This window comes from Bacterioplanoides pacificum, assembly GCF_042648445.1.
GTDB classification, from domain to species: domain Bacteria; phylum Pseudomonadota; class Gammaproteobacteria; order Pseudomonadales; family Oceanobacteraceae; genus Bacterioplanoides; species Bacterioplanoides pacificum.
On record NZ_JBHRYB010000005.1, the window covers coordinates 432,262 to 448,051 of the forward strand.

Here is a 15,790-nt window from a genome sequence, read left to right on the forward strand (position 1 = left end):
TAAAACAACTGACGCGGAAAGTGTGTTTGCTATAGATTACACTTAAGTAAAACATCGCGGTATTCAAACAGGAGAACAGCGTGTCGTCACCCTCTAATCAATATCGTTGTTGGCTGCAGGGCCCGGCGGGGCAGCAATACCAGGCCGATCGTTCGCTGCTGGATCAGTGGCAGCCGGACGGCGATGAATTTTTATGGCTCGACTGTAACTTGCAGGATGAGGCGGAATTTACCCGTCTGTTACAGCGGTTTGCGGTGCATGAGCTGGCCGTCAGTGCGTTATTACGTGAGCGCCATCCTCCTAAATACGAACATTTCGGCCAGCAGCTGCTGATTATTTATCGTGGCCTGCAGCAGCTGCCGCAGGATTTTTCCTTTTTGTATCAGGAAATTGGTTTTCTGGTCGGTAAAAATTTCCTCATCAGCTGCCATCGTAATACCTCTTACGGTGTTGATTATTATATGGCGGATCTGCCATCGCAGCGGCAAACGCCACTGACGCTGGCACTGCAGATTATGCGCAGGTCAGCCAGCGTGTATCTGGATGCACTGATGACCTTTGACGAAACCTTATCGCAGCTGGAAGACGACTTTATGCAGGCCTCGACACCGCAGCAGGTGTTACAGCTGTCGGCGTCACGGTCAGTGTTGTTACGGCTGAAGCGGGTATTCAGTTATCACCAGCGGCTGACCGAAGCTCTGCTGGAGGATTATGACGATGACGAATTAACCCGGTTTCCCTGTGATCGCCATTTAATGCATGCGCTTAATGAGCGTTTTACCCGTATTTACAGCCTGGTGGTGATGCATTATGAAATTTGTGGCGACTTACTGGAATCGCATATGTCGCTGTCGTCTTATCATATGAATAATAAAATGAACGTGCTGACCATGATTACCGCGGTGTTTGTGCCGCTGGGTTTTCTGGCCGGAATTTACGGTATGAACTTTGAGTATATTCCTGAGCTGAAACACCCGTATGGCTATTTTATTCTGGTCGCGGTGATGGCCGCCATCGCCGGCGGCATGCTGGGCTTTTTTAAAATTAAAAAGTGGTTCTGAGGCATCAGTGCCCGCTCAGAAACTGCTGAGTCTGGGTATTATTACAGTGCTCTGCCACCCACTGGGGTGAATGCCCCAGGGCGGTTTTCCGGCTCAGGCTGTGGCCGTTTTGCTGCAATATTTCCAGGTTGTTGCGGTTGCCAAAACAGGCAGCAAAATGAACCGCGTACAGCCGATCATCAAATTTGTCGCGGTTGCGGCTGTGTGCTGCACTGGACGCAAATTCAGACTTCTGACGTTCGCTCAGTTGTTGCCATTGTTTTTTCTGCTGGTTGTTCAGGATTTCGAGCTGCTGGTCAAACTGATTGCGGCTGATGGTGTCGTTGTGCAGTTGCTGGCGCAGCTGATCAACCTGTTGCTGGTGGCGCTGGCCAATTTTATCGCCTTCAGCGCTGAAATACGCCAGTTGTTTATTAATCCAGCCCTGATACGAGATCGGGTCCATGACCTGGCTGCTGGTTTCAGCGATTTGCCGTTGCCGGGCGTAATGTGCCAGTCGTTGTAAAGCGTTGCTGTCCAGTGGCAGGGAGGCCAGTGCGTGCAGCAGGCTGGTGACGGATTTAGGTTGATATTTACCCTGCATCATTAAGCCGGTGTTGGCGCTGGCATAAGGCTCTGAAGTCCATATGCCGAGCTTCATCGCACTGCTGTTGGGGTCGTTACCGTAACTGCGATAAATATCCAGAATGGCGAATAACTCATCCTCCGGGATGTCCAGCGTCAGAGCGCGCAGATATTGATCAGCGTCGATCGTCAGGCCATATTCGCGTAAAAAAACGTTCGGGTCCTGTTCGATCAGGTGTCTGATATCCGCAACGTCGCGCGACAAACTTTCCAGCTTTTGCAGTGTGGCGGTTTTGATCTGTGCGCGCGAATGTTTCACGCTCTGTTCGTCCAGCCGTACCCGGGTCCAGAGTTGGCAGGTATTGTGGTTAAACCAGGTGTCAGCCACTTCGATTCCCGACACCAATAAATCACTGTGGGCATGAACAATCTGGCGGATGGTGGTTTTTTGCTGCTCGCCCTGTTGGCTGGCACTGACCTCGGTGTCTTGTGTCAGGCTGGTGGTGATGCGGGTTTCCAGCAGCGCCGCTAATTCGGCCTGGGCCTGAGCGCGGGATTGTTCCTGCAGTTGCGAAAACGACACGCCAATACCACTGGCGACTCCGGCACCATAATAATAACCCGGCTGCCTGGCCTGCGGATTGCCGATCCAGTCGGGAGGTGATGACGGAGGCAGAGTCTGACAACTGAGGTTGTTGTCGATTTGTTGTTTCAGATTGCCCTGGCTGCTGCAGCCGGATAATAAAACAAGGGGCAAAAGAACAAGAACAGCAATGGCTTTCATGGCGGACGGCTATCTGGCTTGAATAGGCGGGTTATCTTGTCATTTTGTTATGAAATTTCCAGTCACATTTTGCGACAGCCTGGCCATAAGCTAACGCAAAGCCTGGGTATTGGGAATGGTGGATGTCCGGCGATGCTTTTACCGGTATACCGTTCCATAAGACGGTGTGGCGTAAGGTCTCCAAGATGGAGATTGTTAACGAGCCTGGCGCTGTTTGTTAAGAGCATTTGCCAGGCACAGGCTATGCGCATAGAATGTGCGCATGACCCGTGTAAGGACTATGACTATGACGTCAATTTATGACCATTCAGCGGCCAAGAAACCTACAAACCTTAGCGTAAACAAAGACTTACTCATTAAGGCGAAGCAGCTAAATATCAATCTTTCCGCGACGCTTGAGAAGGCTTTGGCTGCAGAAGTCAGTAAACGACAGGCTGAAGAATGGTTAAAAGCCAATCAAGAAGGCCTTGAAGCCTGCAATGAGTTCGTGGAAAAGAACGGCCTTTTCTCTGATGCATTCAGGGATTTCTAGTGAGCCAGTTTACCCTCTACGAAAACACAGATAAAACCACCAGAAAGGCCTATCCATATTTTTTGGATGTGCAAACTGGCCTAATCTCTGTACTGAACTCCAGAGTCGTGATTCCGGTCATTCCCGCTCAGAATCTTAAAAGAGAAGCGCCAGAACGGTTATGCCCAATTTTTCAGATTGATAGCAACGAGTACGCACTACTTACCCATCAGCTAACCAGTGTTCCGACATCGATTCTGAAGAGCCCCGTCGAAAACCTTGAAACGTTTCGCGATGAAATTATAAACGCTATAGATTTTCTGATTACTGGTATTTAATGCCGAATTTCGGCTAGTTTAGAGTTGGGGAAGATCACATCACCCTTTTATTGTGTTTATTCAGATTCATTGACATATTGTGAATACAACAAATCCGCAAAGTCCTTTTCATCAATATCCTGAATGACTAAATCTCTCATTGCATCGGCAAAAAGTTCGTTATCACAGGTCAGCTCGTAATCATTCAGAGACAGATACTCAAGCGCCACTGCCAAACCTGTTCTTTTATTTGCATCTGGTAGGGCATGAGACACTGCAATTGAATTTGCATACTTTGCGGCAATTTCGAAAATATCATCCAACTCTTCGTAAACAATTGCATTGTCTATTCTGCCAAGAGCACCTTGTAATTTAGCGATATCTGCTGTGCCCTTCATTCCTGGCTCATGCTTCAATATGAACATGTTGATTTCAATCACCCTCTCGAATGGGAAACTGATAATATCCATTACATATCAGCCAAGCGACGAAATGTCTTAGAATGTGTTCTCAACACCAATTTTGTTTCGGACTTCACAATCTGTTGCCCAGACGGGCCAGATAAATCGAGACGCTTATTAGCCTTAACTTTCGGCCTTTCAACAGCCTTTACGCCGTATTTTTCGATCTTAGTGTTCATAAGCAATTAATTGATACTCTGAATTAACGCGAAGTATAGACTTTTGAGCACAAATTGAACATAACATTTTAGTTATCGGCATGCGCGTTTTCACAGTTGGCGCAAGCGCACTTCTCTGCGGTAACTCTTTGATTCCGAATGGGAAAAATCTGACATCCGTTTCCATGCTCCAGACTCTTACCTTACAAACCCGCATGCGCGTTTGCAGAAATCACAGGCGCCTGTGATTTCTGCTGATACTTTTATTAGACCATTGATTTTGCGCCAAATTCCCGAAGGCTTCCAGTGCAAATGAGCATTTCAGGCGCGTGCGAGTGCACAAACAGGCAAGAATGCCGGAGGTTCTGGCAGGTTTGATAACCTGGTATGGCTAGCCAGGCCTCCGGCGGTCAATCATCAAGCCGTTTTGGCTTGCAACGCGTTATCGGTGATTACCGATTCTTCAAAGGCTTTAATACCGCTGTTAGCGTTCGCTTCACGTATCAGTTCGAGTTCTTCATCGGAGGCGTATTTCGCATCCCACTCCAGTACTTTCGGAATCATCAGCTTGTGCCACAGTGGTGGGATCATGGCGATAACGATGGTGGTTAAATAGCCGCTGATCATCATAGGCGCTTCCGGATAGGGCTTCAGGTCCTGGTAGGGCACTTCACCTTGTGCATGATGGTGCGAGTGACGGGTCAGGTTGAACATCGCCCAGGAGCTGATGCGTTTGTTGGTATTCCAGGAATGACGTGGTTGTACCGGTGTTTCCGGATTACGGACCATGCCGTAGTGTTCCATATAGTTAACGATCTCCAGTAACGCTTTGCCCCATAACATACAGGCGAGGAAATACCCGGCAGCGACCAGGCCCCCCATGGCGTAGGCAATGGCGACCAGTAGTACACTCATCAGGTGACCGCGGATAACGGCGTTACGCGGGCCAAATACAGCGTAGCCTTTGCGTTGCAGGCGTTTTTTCTCAATCTTCCAGGCGCTGATATTGCCTTTGACGGTAGAAGCCAATATGTGGAAATAAACGTTGCGGCCACGTGGCGCAGTGGCCGGGTCGTCTTTGCTGGAGACGTAACGGTGGTGACCATAGACGTGTTCGATGGAAAAAATGGTGTCGAAGCTAAAAGCTAATAACCAGCGACCAATTAACATGGAAATCGGGTCCCAGGTGCGGTGGGTCAGTTCATGGGCGGTAATGGTGCCAATTAAACCAATCATCAGACCACTGCCGATAAACGCTGAAAAATGATGCCAGATGGCTGTATTTTCCCGTGCGGTTAATACATCTATGCCGGTCAGTTGCTGCACCAGAGCACCGTAACCCAATACATCGCTGTCGCACACACTCCATACCGAAGCAAACATAATGGCGGATAACAGCGGCAGTGCCAGCCATAACTGGAAGGTCAGAATCTGAGGGTGATTAAACTCCGGCGTGCTGGTGTCATCGCCGGCCAGTGCATCACCGAGTATGTATATCACCAGCACGGCTAACACCATATAACTGACCGCCGGGCCGCCGATGGTAATGCCAGCCAGTGCGGCGAGGCCGATAAAATGGAATAAAAAATATTTCAGGTAATGGAATATTTTCATCGTTATTTCCTTCTGATTTTAGTTATTTTTAATGTGAATGATGGCGTTATAAATTACGCCGGAGTGGCGTGACTCTGCGTTTGTTGCGGGCTCTGGTCAGCCTGCGTTGCAAACCGGTCTGCATAAATATGTGTTGCGTTAATACCGAGGCTGAGCAGCGTATTCTGGGCTGCATCTATCATGGCCGGAGGGCCACATAAATAAGCATGGCTGTGGCTCAGTTCTGTGTGGTCAGCAAATAAGCGGGGCAGTGGGTCGGTGACCAGGCCACGTTCACCCGGCCAGTCACTGGTCTCCGCTTCTTCCGATAACACCGGGATAAAATAAAACGGTGCCTGCCACTGTTGCTGAATGTTTGCCAGCGTCTGTTCGGCGTATAAGTCCCGTTGCTGGCGCGCGCCAAACAACAGCCATAGCGGTCGCTGACGGGATTCCGCCAGCTGTGCCTGTAACATGGCAATAATGGGTGCCAGACCACTGCCACCGGCCAGCATAATGATGGGGTTAGCGGCGGGGCGCAGCCAGAAATCCCCTAACGGTCCATGGATGCCGATGGTTTCACCACCCAGGTCCTGCTGATTAATCCGCCCGGAAAACTGCCCACCCGGCACTTCGCGGACAAAAAATTCCAGTACGCCGGGCTCCTGGCTGGCGCTGGCAAACGAGTAGCTGCGGCTGATACCGGGCAGGCTGGCCAGGGTTAAATCGGCAAACTGTCCGGGGCGGAATGGCAGTGTTGTGTCGCAGCGGATGGTCAGCCGGGTAATGTCGTGGGTCAGTTTTTGCTGGCCGATAATTGTTCCATCGAGCTGTTGCAGTGCAGTCGTTGGGTTATCCAGCCGAATGCGGATATCGGTTTTGGGCACGCTCTGGCAGGCGAGGATATAACCCTGATCAAGATCGTCATCCGACAGGATATAACCAGCGTCGGTCAGCTCCCGTACCTGGCCGTCGGTCAGCTGGCATTTACACGCAGCACAACCACCCACCCGGCAGCTGTGCGGGAATTCGATATTGTTGCGCAAGGCGGCATTTAACAGCGTTTCTTTCGGTAAAACGTCAATGGCCCGATCGTTTATAACGGCGGTTAACGGCTTTTTATTTTTATTAAAAAATGAAAACATAGATAGGCTCCACTGCATTTGTGCTGATTATCTTAGGCTTGTAAAACACAAACGCTGAGGGCATTGTTTGACATGCAGGGGTCATTAGTTGACAAATTAACCCGGCGCCGCCGGCCATTCAATACGAGGACAAACATGAGTCAGCAGGTTGTATTACCCGGATTTTATCTGCACCAGCTGGCGGAGGTGGTCGCCGGCTATGGGGTGAATACAGCAGAATGGCTCGAATCGTTACAGGTGCCACAACCGCAGGCCGACAACAACGCCATGTCCCTGAGCTGGGAGCAATTCAGGCAGATGGTGCTGCAGGCCTGTGAGCTGACCGGCGAGCCATCGTTTGGTTTACTGGTTGGCCAACGTTTGCTGGTAAACACTCATGGTATTCTCGGTTATGCGGCGATGAATGCCGGCTCGGTGCGCCAGGGAGCCGAGCTGGTGGAAAAATTTCTGTCGTTACGCACAGATCTGGTCCGGGTCGAAGTTGAAGAACGTGATGACGATTACCGGCTGCATTTTATTGAGCGCTTTGATCTGGGCGATATTCGCCAGCCGGTACTGGAGGCGATTATTCTGGCAATTAAAAATGTGCTGGATTTTATTGCCATGGCCGATGCCAACGCCTGTACCGTGTGTTTCCCGTTTGCACCCGATGCTGATTCCGGTTTTTTGCAGTCGTTATTCCGCTGCCGGGTGCAATATCAGCAGGACTGGGCAGGTATTCATTTACCGAAAGAACTGGCCGATAAACCATTATTGATGGCCAACAGTGGCAGTTACCGCGATGCGCTGGAGATCTGTCAGAAAGAGCTGGAAAAAATACAACAAAACAGCAGCCTGACCGATCGTATCTATCGCCTGATGCTCAGCAATAATAATAGTTTTCCATCACTGGAATTAACCGCGCGTTATTTCCATATGACACCGAGAACCCTGCACCGCCGGCTGCAGCAGGAAGATACCTCTTATAAGGACATTCTTGATCAGGTGCGGCAGCGGCTGGCGATTCAGTATCTCGACAGCGGCAAAATGACCGTGCAGGAGGTGGCTTATTCTCTGGGTTATTCTGAGGTGGCGAATTTTCGCCGGGCGTTTAAACGCTGGCACGGAATTCCGCCGTCGGATTATCTGAAACAGCAGTAATCGCAGACGTTACAGCTGTCGTAACATAACCGCCAGCAGGCCCGGGCGGTTCAGTTCGCTGTAGAGTGCCGACAGTTTTTCCAGAGGATACTGGAAATCACTTTCAACCCAGCGTTTTAACACCATCCAGGATGCGCCCGCCAGGTAATCCACGACGTAGGCCAGTTCTTCCGGGTCTTTGGCCTGCTGCAGATGGCAGCGGATATATAACCCCATCACCCGGCTGATGTAATTCTGGAAACGGCGAATCACCAGGTGCTGAATATCGGCCGCCAGTGCCAGCCGGGCAAAACGGGCATGGTTTTGCCACTGTAAAAACAAACAGCGTGAAATCACCGGGTCCGGGTCTGGTGAGGCACTGATGGGTCCTTCAATTTCCTGGTAAAAATCGTCAAATACACCGTCGATATAATCCATTAATACATCGTCTTTACGCTTAAAATGCAGATAAAACGTTTGCCGGGCAATATCTGCCTGAGCGGTAATATCGGCAATTTTAATTTTGCCGTAAGGGCTGTTTTCCATGCAGTGTAATAACGCATTGATAATTTGCTGACGGGTTCGTTCAGCACGGGGATCGCTGGAGTTTGACGACATATACGGACTTCTGTCAATTACTGGACATATAAGAAAACTGTCCATTGAGGCTAAGGTGCCCAGCGTCTTAAATCAAGCCTGTTCTCATAACAGGAAAAACACTCTGATGGGTTTAATTCGCCGTAAAAATACACTGCAGTCATTGCAGCAACAAGCCGTCAGCGACAATTATCAGCAGCGGGTGAAACATCTGGCCAATATTGATATGCCACTGGATTTTTTATTGGCCGGGGAGCTGGCTCAGATTCAGACCTTTGGCATTCCGTCCATCAGCCGCTTGTTGCATCGCACCCAGCAATATGAACAGGCCGGCACTAAACGGCTGGATGATACCCGGGCGATTCTGACGGAATGTATCGGTGATGGCGTCAGCAGCGAACGTGGCCGTTTTATGGTTGAGCGGCTGAATTTTATTCATGGTCATTATTGCATCAGCAACGACGATTATTTATACACCCTGGCCTTATTTATGGTTGAGCCGGTGCGCTGGTGTCAGACCTTTGGTTATCGCCAGCTGGATGAAACTGAACGTCAGGCGTTATATCTGCAGTTCCGGGAGTTAGGTGAGGCGATGAATATCCGCAATATTCCGGCGGATTATAACGCGATGGAAGCCTGGTATCTGGATTATCGCCGCCGCCACCTGGCTTATGATGCGGCCAACCGGGCGGTGACCGAGGGGCTGATTCGGGGGATGCAGGGGATGCTTCCGAAACGACTGCAACCGCTGACCCGCGGGGCAATCCGGGCTTTGATACTCACCCTGATTAATGATGACGAGTTGCTTGCCGCGCTGGGAATAAAACCGGTGGCTGCACCGCTGCGCTGGAGCATTGTTGCGCTGATGAAAACCCGCTCGTGGTTGTTTAAATGGCTGAATCCGTGGCAGCTACGGCCGTTTGAAGGCAGTCTGATTCAACGTTATTACGCCAGTTACCCGCGCGGCTTTACGCCTCAGTGTCTGGGGCCGGAAAAGATTATGCGCCGTGCCACGCCAGACGGTTGCCCGCACGCCGCAGCTCAGGCGGGGGCCGCGCCTGAGCTGGAGTCGGCATCAAAGGCGTAACGCTGCAAATTGATGCGGTATTGCTGCGACACCTCGATGCCTTCGGCCCGCAGTTTTTCCGCCTGACGATTGGCTGCTTCGGAGCCGGGCGGAAAGCTGATGCGCCCCTGAGCGTTAATCACTTTATACCAGGGCAGGCGGCTGTCGGCGGGTAATTGCTTCAGGGTTTGCCCGACCCATCTGGCACGGCGCGGCATGCCGGCTAAGCGGGCCAGCTGGCCGTAGGTCACCACTTTGCCGGGTGGAATGGCTGCCAGCACTGTGTACAAACGTTGCTGCGGGCTGGGTTGCTGGTCGTCTGGTTGTTGCTTGTCCGGTTGTCTTATCTGGGGCATTTGCCTGGGCCGTGTTGGTCGGATATTTCTGTTTGATGTGGTTGAGCTTGTCGTTGAGCCTGTTGTTGCAGTCGACGTTGAAGCTGTTGTCAGCTTACAAAAAAAAGCCCGGGGAGTCCCGGGCTGAATCTGTGCCAAATGGCGCAGGGTAAAATCGGCAGAGATCAGATGCGTAAACCGCCGTCCACTTCCACCACACGACCCGACATATAGTCATTTTCCAGCAGGAAAGCGATGGCCTGAGCGATTTCCTGAGGTTCTCCCATACGTTTAGCCGGGATACCGGCCGTCATTTTCGCCAGTGCTTCCGGCTTCATACCGGCGGTCATTTCGGTGGCGATAAAGCCCGGAGCGACCGCGTTGGCACGGATATCATAACGCGCCAGTTCTTTGGCCCAGGTCACTGCCATGGCAGCAACAGCGGCTTTGGCTGCGGAGTAGTTGCTCTGACCCATATTGCCGGCACGTGAGATGCTGGAAATATTAATGATGCAACCACCTTCGCCGGATTCAATCATACGTACCGCCGCTTCACGGCCACACAGGAACACACCGGTCAGGTTGACATCAATCACCGCCTGCCAGTTCTGCAGGCTCATTTTGCTGATCTCACCGTCTTTGGCTTTGACCATCAGGCCGTCGCGCAGAATGCCGGCGTTATTGACCAGACCATGCAGGCCACCCAACTCGCTGACGATATTGCTGAAGGTGGTTTCCACCTGTTGTTCATCGGCGACATTACACAGGAAGGTGGCAGCGGCTGAACCGGCAGCTTCCACCTGGGCTTTGGTTTCGTCCATGTGTTCCTGGTTCAGGTCGATAACCGCAATGCGGGCGCCTTTTTGTGCCAGGTAAACCGCCATAGCACGGCCCAGACCCTGGCCAGCGCCGGTAATAGCAACGACTTTATTCTGTAAATCCATAGCAAACTCCGGTTGTTGAAATTGGAAGGGATAAACCGGCTTCTGACTGCAAACATCTCCGAGAACCGGTGCTGGCGCGAATTGTTACACCACCGCGCGAGGCGACAGAAGTATAGTCAAAACTTGCCAGTATTTGTGCTCTTGACTTTGCGGATACTACGGATTTTGAGGGTTTGTCAGGAAAAGGTCTGATTCCGGGTGGGAATGTGACAGTGGGGTGACAAAGTGTGGCGAAGTTTATGACATTTTTGTGTTTTTGCTAAATAAATTCTTGAGCTGATTTGTTATTTGGGGGTGGGGGTAATAACTAATCTTAATATGGGGGATTAGTCTTTTTCTGGTTAGCGGTGGTGTGTAGTTTTTGCTCATCCCATTGTTAGAGTATTAACTTCTCGTACTCAGTGGTGGGCGTACATTATGGATTGTTCTCACCTAGGTACTTTTCACTATAGGGAGTGTTTTAATTAGTCATTTGTCATTAGTGCGAGTTGGACGAATTTTACGAGAAGTTCTTATTTGTCGACAGGCTTAGGGAATAAATCAGGCCGAGAATAAAATCTCTCAAATATTGGTTTAGTTTGTTGGCAGTTTTTTATAAATTTGGTGCCCCCAATTCTGGGAAAAAAAGGATTTGTGATTTATGAGAAAAAGTATTTTATCGGCCTCGACAGTATTGTCGTTGGCTTTATCTTCTTCAGTATATTCAATGACCAATACTCCGGTCGATGTTGATGTTATTTATTCAAACTTATCGACCTTGGGAGCATCATATGATGATGTTAAAAATATTCCCTTAGGGCAGCGGTGCATTGCTAAATCCGCATCGGATCTTCTGCTTGAGAATAAACCTGTTGCTTACACGGATTGGTCATTAGAGGTATTTTCAAGCACGAAAGAGATGCATAAGTATCTTACCAGTACTCGCGGAGGTAATGCTAGCGGAACTTATTATAATATATCCGGTGATGGTGGTTACTCAAGTCGGATTTCTAAGGAAACGCATTTAAATACAGACGAGTATGCAATAGCTGGGTTCTTTGTGAGTACTACATCTCATTTGAGTTCTAAGTCTACCGGAAGAATGCAGGATTTAACATCTGAGGCTCAAGCGGCATATAGTGATAATCTCACAAAATTCAGAGATCTTTGTGGGGATGGGTATGTGTCGGGTGTTACTAAAGGGGTTGTTGCTCAGTTTTCAATTAAGATTGAAAGTGCAAATGGCTCTACTAAAGTATCACGAGAAAAGTCAGCTGATTTACAGACTAAAGTACTTGGTTTTGTAGGGGGAGGAATCAGCGGATCCGAAAGAACAGAACTGGAACGGCGGTTTAGTACCTACAGAATGTCTGTTAATACCGCTACTCTAGGGTATAAATCTGGTGGTTTTAAAACTCAGGTTATGGGGATTGGAGGTTTAATAGATTTTATTAACACTCTTAATGATAAAACTCTGTATCAGCCTGTGGCAATTCAGGTTGATTTTAATAAATATCAATTTTCCACGCTTAGATACGCGGATAAAAAATTGAACTACTCAAAGTGGATCTTAGTGGATATAGATCAAAATAACCGCTGTGCTAGATTTTATAATGGAAATGGTTTTCCTAATTGGGCCGAAAACAGAGAGATGGCAAATTCTCTTTTAAATAACGGTAAAAATATATCACTGTCGTGCTCTCAGGCTGGGGATATGATTCGAAAGAAATCACAGGAATGCTCAATTTCTGGAAAATTTCCGCTATGTGTTTCACCTATGAGTTATATGTGCAGTGATGGTGGCGTTTCATGTTCTGATGTTATTAATGGGGATTTGGTTCCTGCCTGGGGTACGTCTTTTAGCAGTCATTTTAGATATGCGCAAAAGTTCAAATCAGGTAGAACGCATGTTAGAGAAGTAACATATTGCCTGCCTCAAGGGACAATGTTTGATTTGACTCGTGGAGACAAAGGGTACTACAGAACCTCGAATAATCGGAACAGTATTCATACTCATAAAAAACTGAACTATCGCTGTGACAAGACGACGTTCTCAGTTAAAAGTAAAGGTGGTATTAACTTTAGCTCAGATATTTACCTCTATGGTATAAAAGCATATAAAACACCGTTACTAAATGTTTACCAGTAGGTGTTAATACTAGGGTGTTTATTTTATGAACTTGCCCGGCTCGAGAGTTTTTGAGCCGGGTATTTTGACTATTTGTATAAGGTTCAACGCTTAATATAATTCCTTCGAATTATTATTTTCTCTTCTTCCGTAATAAAAATATTGTCTGGCCAGCGCCGGTAATAGCAACGACTTTATTCTGTAAATCCATAGCAAACTCCGGTTGTTGAAATTGAAAGGGATAAACCGGCTTCTGACTGCAAACATCTCCGAGAACCGGTGCTGGCGCGAATTGTTACATCACCGCGCGAGGCGACAAAAGTATAGTCAAAACTTGCCAGTATTTGTGCTCTTGACTTTGCGGATACTACGGATTTTAAGGGTTTGTCAGGAAAAGGTCTGATTCCGGGTGGGAATGTGACAGTGGGGTGACAAAGTGTGGCGAAGTTTATGACATTTTTGTGTTTTTGCTAAATAAATCCTTGAGCTGATTTGTTATAAAAACTGCGCATATCGTCTCTTGTTGCGCTTAAAGCGACTGGTTATCGTGATTGCCACTGACAATCACAACGATAAAAACAACATCAGAACAAACACAGGGGGTGTTATGGCTTTGCCACTCGAAGGCATGCTGGTGCTGGACCTGTCGCGTTTATTACCCGGACCTATGTGTTCATTACATTTGCGCGAAATGGGCGCCCGGGTGATCAAGATAGAAGATACCGGCGCCGGCGATTACGTCCGTACCCTAGGCATGCCGGCGGGAATGGTCAGCCCGGCATTCGATATTTTAAACCGTGGTAAAGAATCGCTTGCCGTCGATATTCGCAGCGCTGCTGGCCGCGAGTTGTTGCTGCGGCTGGTAAAGCAGGCCGACGTGTTGATCGAAAGTTTTCGCCCGGGTGTGATGCAGCGCCTGCAGCTGGATTACGAGCAGTTAAAAACCGTGAATCCACAACTGGTGATGTGTGCCATCTCAGGTTACGGCCAGACCGGCCCGTGGGCAGAAAAAGCCGGCCACGATATGAACTACACCGCCACCGCCGGCATTCTTGACCAGTGTGGTGAAGCCGGTGGTGCACCGGCGCTGGGTAATTTTCAGATTGCCGATTTGGCCGGCGGTGCATTAAGTGCGGCTATGGCCATTTTAGCGGCGCTGGTCGGACGCCTGAATGCGCAGTGCCGGGGTGAAACGGCGCACGGCTGTTATCTCGATATTTCCATGACCGACTGTGCCTTTGCCAATAATGTGATCCCGCTGACCGGTATGAATCTGCTGGGTAAAACCGCTCCCCGGGGACGCGATATGTTAACCGGTGCGCGGCCCTGTTATGCCTTGTATGAGACGGCCGATGGTGAATATATGGCAGTGGGTGCACTGGAACAGAAGTTCTGGCATCAGCTCTGTGAAGTGTTAGGTCAGCCTCAGTGGCAGGCGCGTTATCACGACAGTGGTGAACAGGCCGAGCAGTTGCGCCAGCAGGTAGCGGCGTTGTTTGCCAGCCAGCCGCAGGCGCATTGGCGTGCGCTGTTTGCGGATCAGGATTGTTGCGTAACGCCGGTGTTAAAAGCAGAGCAGGCGTTTGAACACCCACAATTATTAGCGCGCGAAATGGTGCAGGTATTAACCAATCAGGCCGGCCAGAAATTACGCTGTGCGGCGCCGGCGATTAATTATCTGGGCACGGGTGAAAAACGTCTGCTTGATCAGCCCGGGCCAGCTCAGGGACAACACAGCCACAGCGTTATGCAGCAGCTCGGTTACTCACCCGCCGAGATCGAACAATTCATTCAACAGCAGGTGGTGCTTAGTGCCTAAGCCACCGTTTTTATCCTAAGCGTAATAACTATAACATCAGGAGCTTTTTTATGATTCCACGCAGTGTGTTTACCGAAGAGCACGATATGTTCCGCGATGCGGTGCGTAAATTTATGCAGCGCGAAATTCAGCCTCATCATGAACAATGGGAAAAGGATGGTCAGATTTCCCGTGAGGCGTGGAAAAAGGCCGGTGATGCCGGCATTTTATGCACCCATTTACCGGAACAATACGGTGGTTCGGGTGTTGATTTCCGCTATTCCGCTATCGCGATCGAAGAACAGGGATATATTTTTGCATCCGGCCCGGGATTTTCTTTGCATTCCGATATTGTTGCCCCTTATATCCTGCATTACGGCAATGAGCAGCAAAAACAAACCTGGTTACCACAAATGGCCTCCGGTGAGGTCATCAGCGCCATCGCCATGACCGAACCCGGCGCCGGTTCTGATTTAGCCGGGGTGCGCACCACGGCTGTGGTTGAGGGTGACCATTATGTGCTGAATGGTTCAAAAACCTTTATTACCAATGGTCAGTTAGCTGACCTGTACATCGTTGTGGCAAAAACGGATACCTCTGCCGGGGCCAAAGGCGTCAGCTTATTTTTGGTGGAAGCCGACCGGGCCGGTTTCCAGAAAGGTCAGAATCTGAATAAAGTGGGCATGAAAGCACAGGATACCTCGGAATTATTTTTCGATAACGTGCGTGTACCAAAAGACAATCTGCTCGGCCAGGAAAACAAAGGCTTTATTTACCTGATGCAGGAGTTGCCCCAGGAGCGTCTGAGTGTGGCGTTAATTGCTGCCGCATCCGCTCAGGCCTGTTTTGATGCCACGGTTGATTATGTCAAAGAGCGCAAAGCCTTTGGTAAGCCCGTGGCTGCATTACAGAATACCCGCTTTAAACTGGCGGAAATTCAGACCGAACTGCAGGTGACACAAACCTATGTTGATCGTTGTCTGGAATTACACTGTCAGGGCAAGCTGAGTGTTGAAGATGCGGCGGCCTGTAAATTATGGGCGACTGAAGCCCAGTGCCGCATTATTGATGAATGTGTTCAGCTGCACGGCGGTTACGGCTATATGTGGGAATACCCGGTGGCCCGTGCTTATGCCGATGCCCGTGTACAGCGTATTTACGCCGGTACTTCCGAGATCATGAAAGAAATTATTTCTCGTACTATTTAATTTAAGTCGTTGTTAATTCATT

15 protein-coding genes are annotated in these 15,790 nt (G+C 49.4%); 8 read left to right on the plus strand and 7 right to left on the minus strand.

Annotation, left to right across the window (positions count from 1 at the left end; all coding sequences use genetic code 11):
• Nucleotides 1–80: 80 nt before the first annotated feature.
• Nucleotides 81–1,061: a magnesium transporter CorA family protein gene (locus ACFOMG_RS06580; protein WP_376865550.1), complete on the plus strand. Its 981-nt coding sequence runs from the start codon at nt 81–83 to the stop codon at nt 1,059–1,061.
• 4 nt (nt 1,062–1,065) lie between these two features.
• Here ACFOMG_RS06580 and ACFOMG_RS06585 read toward each other — a convergent pair whose 3' ends face one another.
• Nucleotides 1,066–2,409 (minus strand): LPP20 family lipoprotein, encoded by a 1,344-nt coding sequence (locus tag ACFOMG_RS06585; RefSeq protein WP_376865551.1) that lies wholly within the window; start codon nt 2,407–2,409, stop codon nt 1,066–1,068.
• 286 nt (nt 2,410–2,695) lie between these two features.
• Between ACFOMG_RS06585 and ACFOMG_RS06590 the strand changes: the two genes are divergently transcribed.
• Entirely contained in the window at nt 2,696–2,941 is a 246-nt protein-coding gene (locus ACFOMG_RS06590; protein ID WP_376865553.1) for a type II toxin-antitoxin system CcdA family antitoxin, read from the plus strand.
• Nucleotides 2,941–3,258 carry a CcdB family protein gene (locus ACFOMG_RS06595; RefSeq protein ID WP_376865554.1) on the plus strand — a complete coding sequence of 106 codons (318 nt, stop codon included), beginning with the start codon at nt 2,941–2,943 and terminating at the stop codon, nt 3,256–3,258. The genes ACFOMG_RS06590 and ACFOMG_RS06595 overlap by 1 nt, the downstream gene beginning before the upstream one ends.
• A gap of 56 nt (nt 3,259–3,314) precedes the next feature.
• Here ACFOMG_RS06595 and ACFOMG_RS06600 read toward each other — a convergent pair whose 3' ends face one another.
• The 3 genes from ACFOMG_RS06600 to ACFOMG_RS06610 form a co-directional block, all read right to left on the minus strand.
• A complete protein-coding gene (locus ACFOMG_RS06600) occupies nt 3,315–3,707 on the minus strand; it encodes a type II toxin-antitoxin system death-on-curing family toxin (protein WP_376865555.1) in 393 nt (130 codons plus the stop codon).
• A 566-nt stretch (nt 3,708–4,273) separates the two neighbouring features.
• On the minus strand, nt 4,274–5,470 hold the full coding sequence (locus tag ACFOMG_RS06605) for an alkane 1-monooxygenase (RefSeq protein ID WP_376865556.1): 1,197 nt from the start codon (nt 5,468–5,470) through the stop codon (nt 4,274–4,276).
• Nucleotides 5,471–5,523: 53 nt separating this feature from the next.
• Nucleotides 5,524–6,594, minus strand: coding sequence for a 2Fe-2S iron-sulfur cluster-binding protein (locus tag ACFOMG_RS06610; RefSeq protein WP_376865557.1), 1,071 nt, complete (start codon nt 6,592–6,594; stop codon nt 5,524–5,526).
• A 135-nt stretch (nt 6,595–6,729) separates the two neighbouring features.
• Between ACFOMG_RS06610 and ACFOMG_RS06615 the strand changes: the two genes are divergently transcribed.
• On the plus strand, nt 6,730–7,734 hold the full coding sequence (locus ACFOMG_RS06615; protein ID WP_376865558.1) for an AraC family transcriptional regulator: 1,005 nt from the start codon (nt 6,730–6,732) through the stop codon (nt 7,732–7,734).
• 9 nt (nt 7,735–7,743) lie between these two features.
• Here the strand turns inward: ACFOMG_RS06615 and ACFOMG_RS06620 are convergent, their stop codons facing one another.
• The gene (locus ACFOMG_RS06620) at nt 7,744–8,331 is read right to left on the minus strand and encodes a TetR/AcrR family transcriptional regulator (RefSeq protein WP_376865559.1); all 588 of its coding nucleotides are present in this window, start codon (nt 8,329–8,331) and stop codon (nt 7,744–7,746) included.
• Nucleotides 8,332–8,437: 106 nt separating this feature from the next.
• Here ACFOMG_RS06620 and ACFOMG_RS06625 point away from each other — a divergent pair, with 106 nt between their 5' ends.
• Nucleotides 8,438–9,397: an oxygenase MpaB family protein gene (locus ACFOMG_RS06625; RefSeq protein WP_376865560.1), complete on the plus strand. Its 960-nt coding sequence runs from the start codon at nt 8,438–8,440 to the stop codon at nt 9,395–9,397.
• Here the strand turns inward: ACFOMG_RS06625 and ACFOMG_RS06630 are convergent.
• Nucleotides 9,352–9,732: an MGMT family protein gene (locus ACFOMG_RS06630; RefSeq protein ID WP_376865561.1), complete on the minus strand. Its 381-nt coding sequence runs from the start codon at nt 9,730–9,732 to the stop codon at nt 9,352–9,354. The two genes, ACFOMG_RS06625 and ACFOMG_RS06630, sit on opposite strands and share 46 nt — an antisense overlap.
• Nucleotides 9,733–9,896: 164 nt before the next feature.
• Nucleotides 9,897–10,655, minus strand: coding sequence for an SDR family oxidoreductase (locus ACFOMG_RS06635; protein ID WP_376865562.1), 759 nt, complete (start codon nt 10,653–10,655; stop codon nt 9,897–9,899).
• A gap of 640 nt (nt 10,656–11,295) precedes the next feature.
• On the opposite strand from ACFOMG_RS06635, the gene ACFOMG_RS06640 reads away from it, so the two are divergent.
• From ACFOMG_RS06640 to ACFOMG_RS06650, 3 genes are all read left to right on the plus strand, one after another.
• On the plus strand, nt 11,296–12,783 hold the full coding sequence (locus ACFOMG_RS06640) for a hypothetical protein (RefSeq protein ID WP_376865563.1): 1,488 nt from the start codon (nt 11,296–11,298) through the stop codon (nt 12,781–12,783).
• A 586-nt stretch (nt 12,784–13,369) separates the two neighbouring features.
• On the plus strand, nt 13,370–14,581 hold the full coding sequence (locus ACFOMG_RS06645) for a CaiB/BaiF CoA transferase family protein (RefSeq protein WP_376865565.1): 1,212 nt from the start codon (nt 13,370–13,372) through the stop codon (nt 14,579–14,581).
• Nucleotides 14,582–14,631: 50 nt separating this feature from the next.
• Nucleotides 14,632–15,768, plus strand: a complete 1,137-nt coding sequence (locus tag ACFOMG_RS06650) for an acyl-CoA dehydrogenase family protein (RefSeq protein WP_376865566.1) — start codon at nt 14,632–14,634, stop codon at nt 15,766–15,768.
• Nucleotides 15,769–15,790 lie beyond the last annotated feature (22 nt).

What these genes read in the sequence shown, in the direction of transcription:
- ACFOMG_RS06585 (WP_376865551.1), bottom strand. Translation starts at nt 2,409, where the DNA reads ATGAAAGCCATTGCTGTTCTTGTTCTTTTGCCCCTTGTTTTATTATCC.
- ACFOMG_RS06590 (WP_376865553.1), top strand. Translation starts at nt 2,696, where the DNA reads ATGACGTCAATTTATGACCATTCAGCGGCCAAGAAACCTACAAACCTT.
- ACFOMG_RS06600 (WP_376865555.1), bottom strand. Translation starts at nt 3,707, where the DNA reads ATGGATATTATCAGTTTCCCATTCGAGAGGGTGATTGAAATCAACATG.
- ACFOMG_RS06605 (WP_376865556.1), bottom strand. Translation starts at nt 5,470, where the DNA reads ATGAAAATATTCCATTACCTGAAATATTTTTTATTCCATTTTATCGGC.
- ACFOMG_RS06610 (WP_376865557.1), bottom strand. Translation starts at nt 6,594, where the DNA reads ATGTTTTCATTTTTTAATAAAAATAAAAAGCCGTTAACCGCCGTTATA.
- ACFOMG_RS06615 (WP_376865558.1), top strand. Translation starts at nt 6,730, where the DNA reads ATGAGTCAGCAGGTTGTATTACCCGGATTTTATCTGCACCAGCTGGCG.
- ACFOMG_RS06620 (WP_376865559.1), bottom strand. Translation starts at nt 8,331, where the DNA reads ATGTCGTCAAACTCCAGCGATCCCCGTGCTGAACGAACCCGTCAGCAA.
- ACFOMG_RS06625 (WP_376865560.1), top strand. Translation starts at nt 8,438, where the DNA reads ATGGGTTTAATTCGCCGTAAAAATACACTGCAGTCATTGCAGCAACAA.
- ACFOMG_RS06630 (WP_376865561.1), bottom strand. Translation starts at nt 9,732, where the DNA reads ATGCCCCAGATAAGACAACCGGACAAGCAACAACCAGACGACCAGCAA.
- ACFOMG_RS06635 (WP_376865562.1), bottom strand. Translation starts at nt 10,655, where the DNA reads ATGGATTTACAGAATAAAGTCGTTGCTATTACCGGCGCTGGCCAGGGT.
- ACFOMG_RS06640 (WP_376865563.1), top strand. Translation starts at nt 11,296, where the DNA reads ATGAGAAAAAGTATTTTATCGGCCTCGACAGTATTGTCGTTGGCTTTA.
- ACFOMG_RS06645 (WP_376865565.1), top strand. Translation starts at nt 13,370, where the DNA reads ATGGCTTTGCCACTCGAAGGCATGCTGGTGCTGGACCTGTCGCGTTTA.
- ACFOMG_RS06650 (WP_376865566.1), top strand. Translation starts at nt 14,632, where the DNA reads ATGATTCCACGCAGTGTGTTTACCGAAGAGCACGATATGTTCCGCGAT.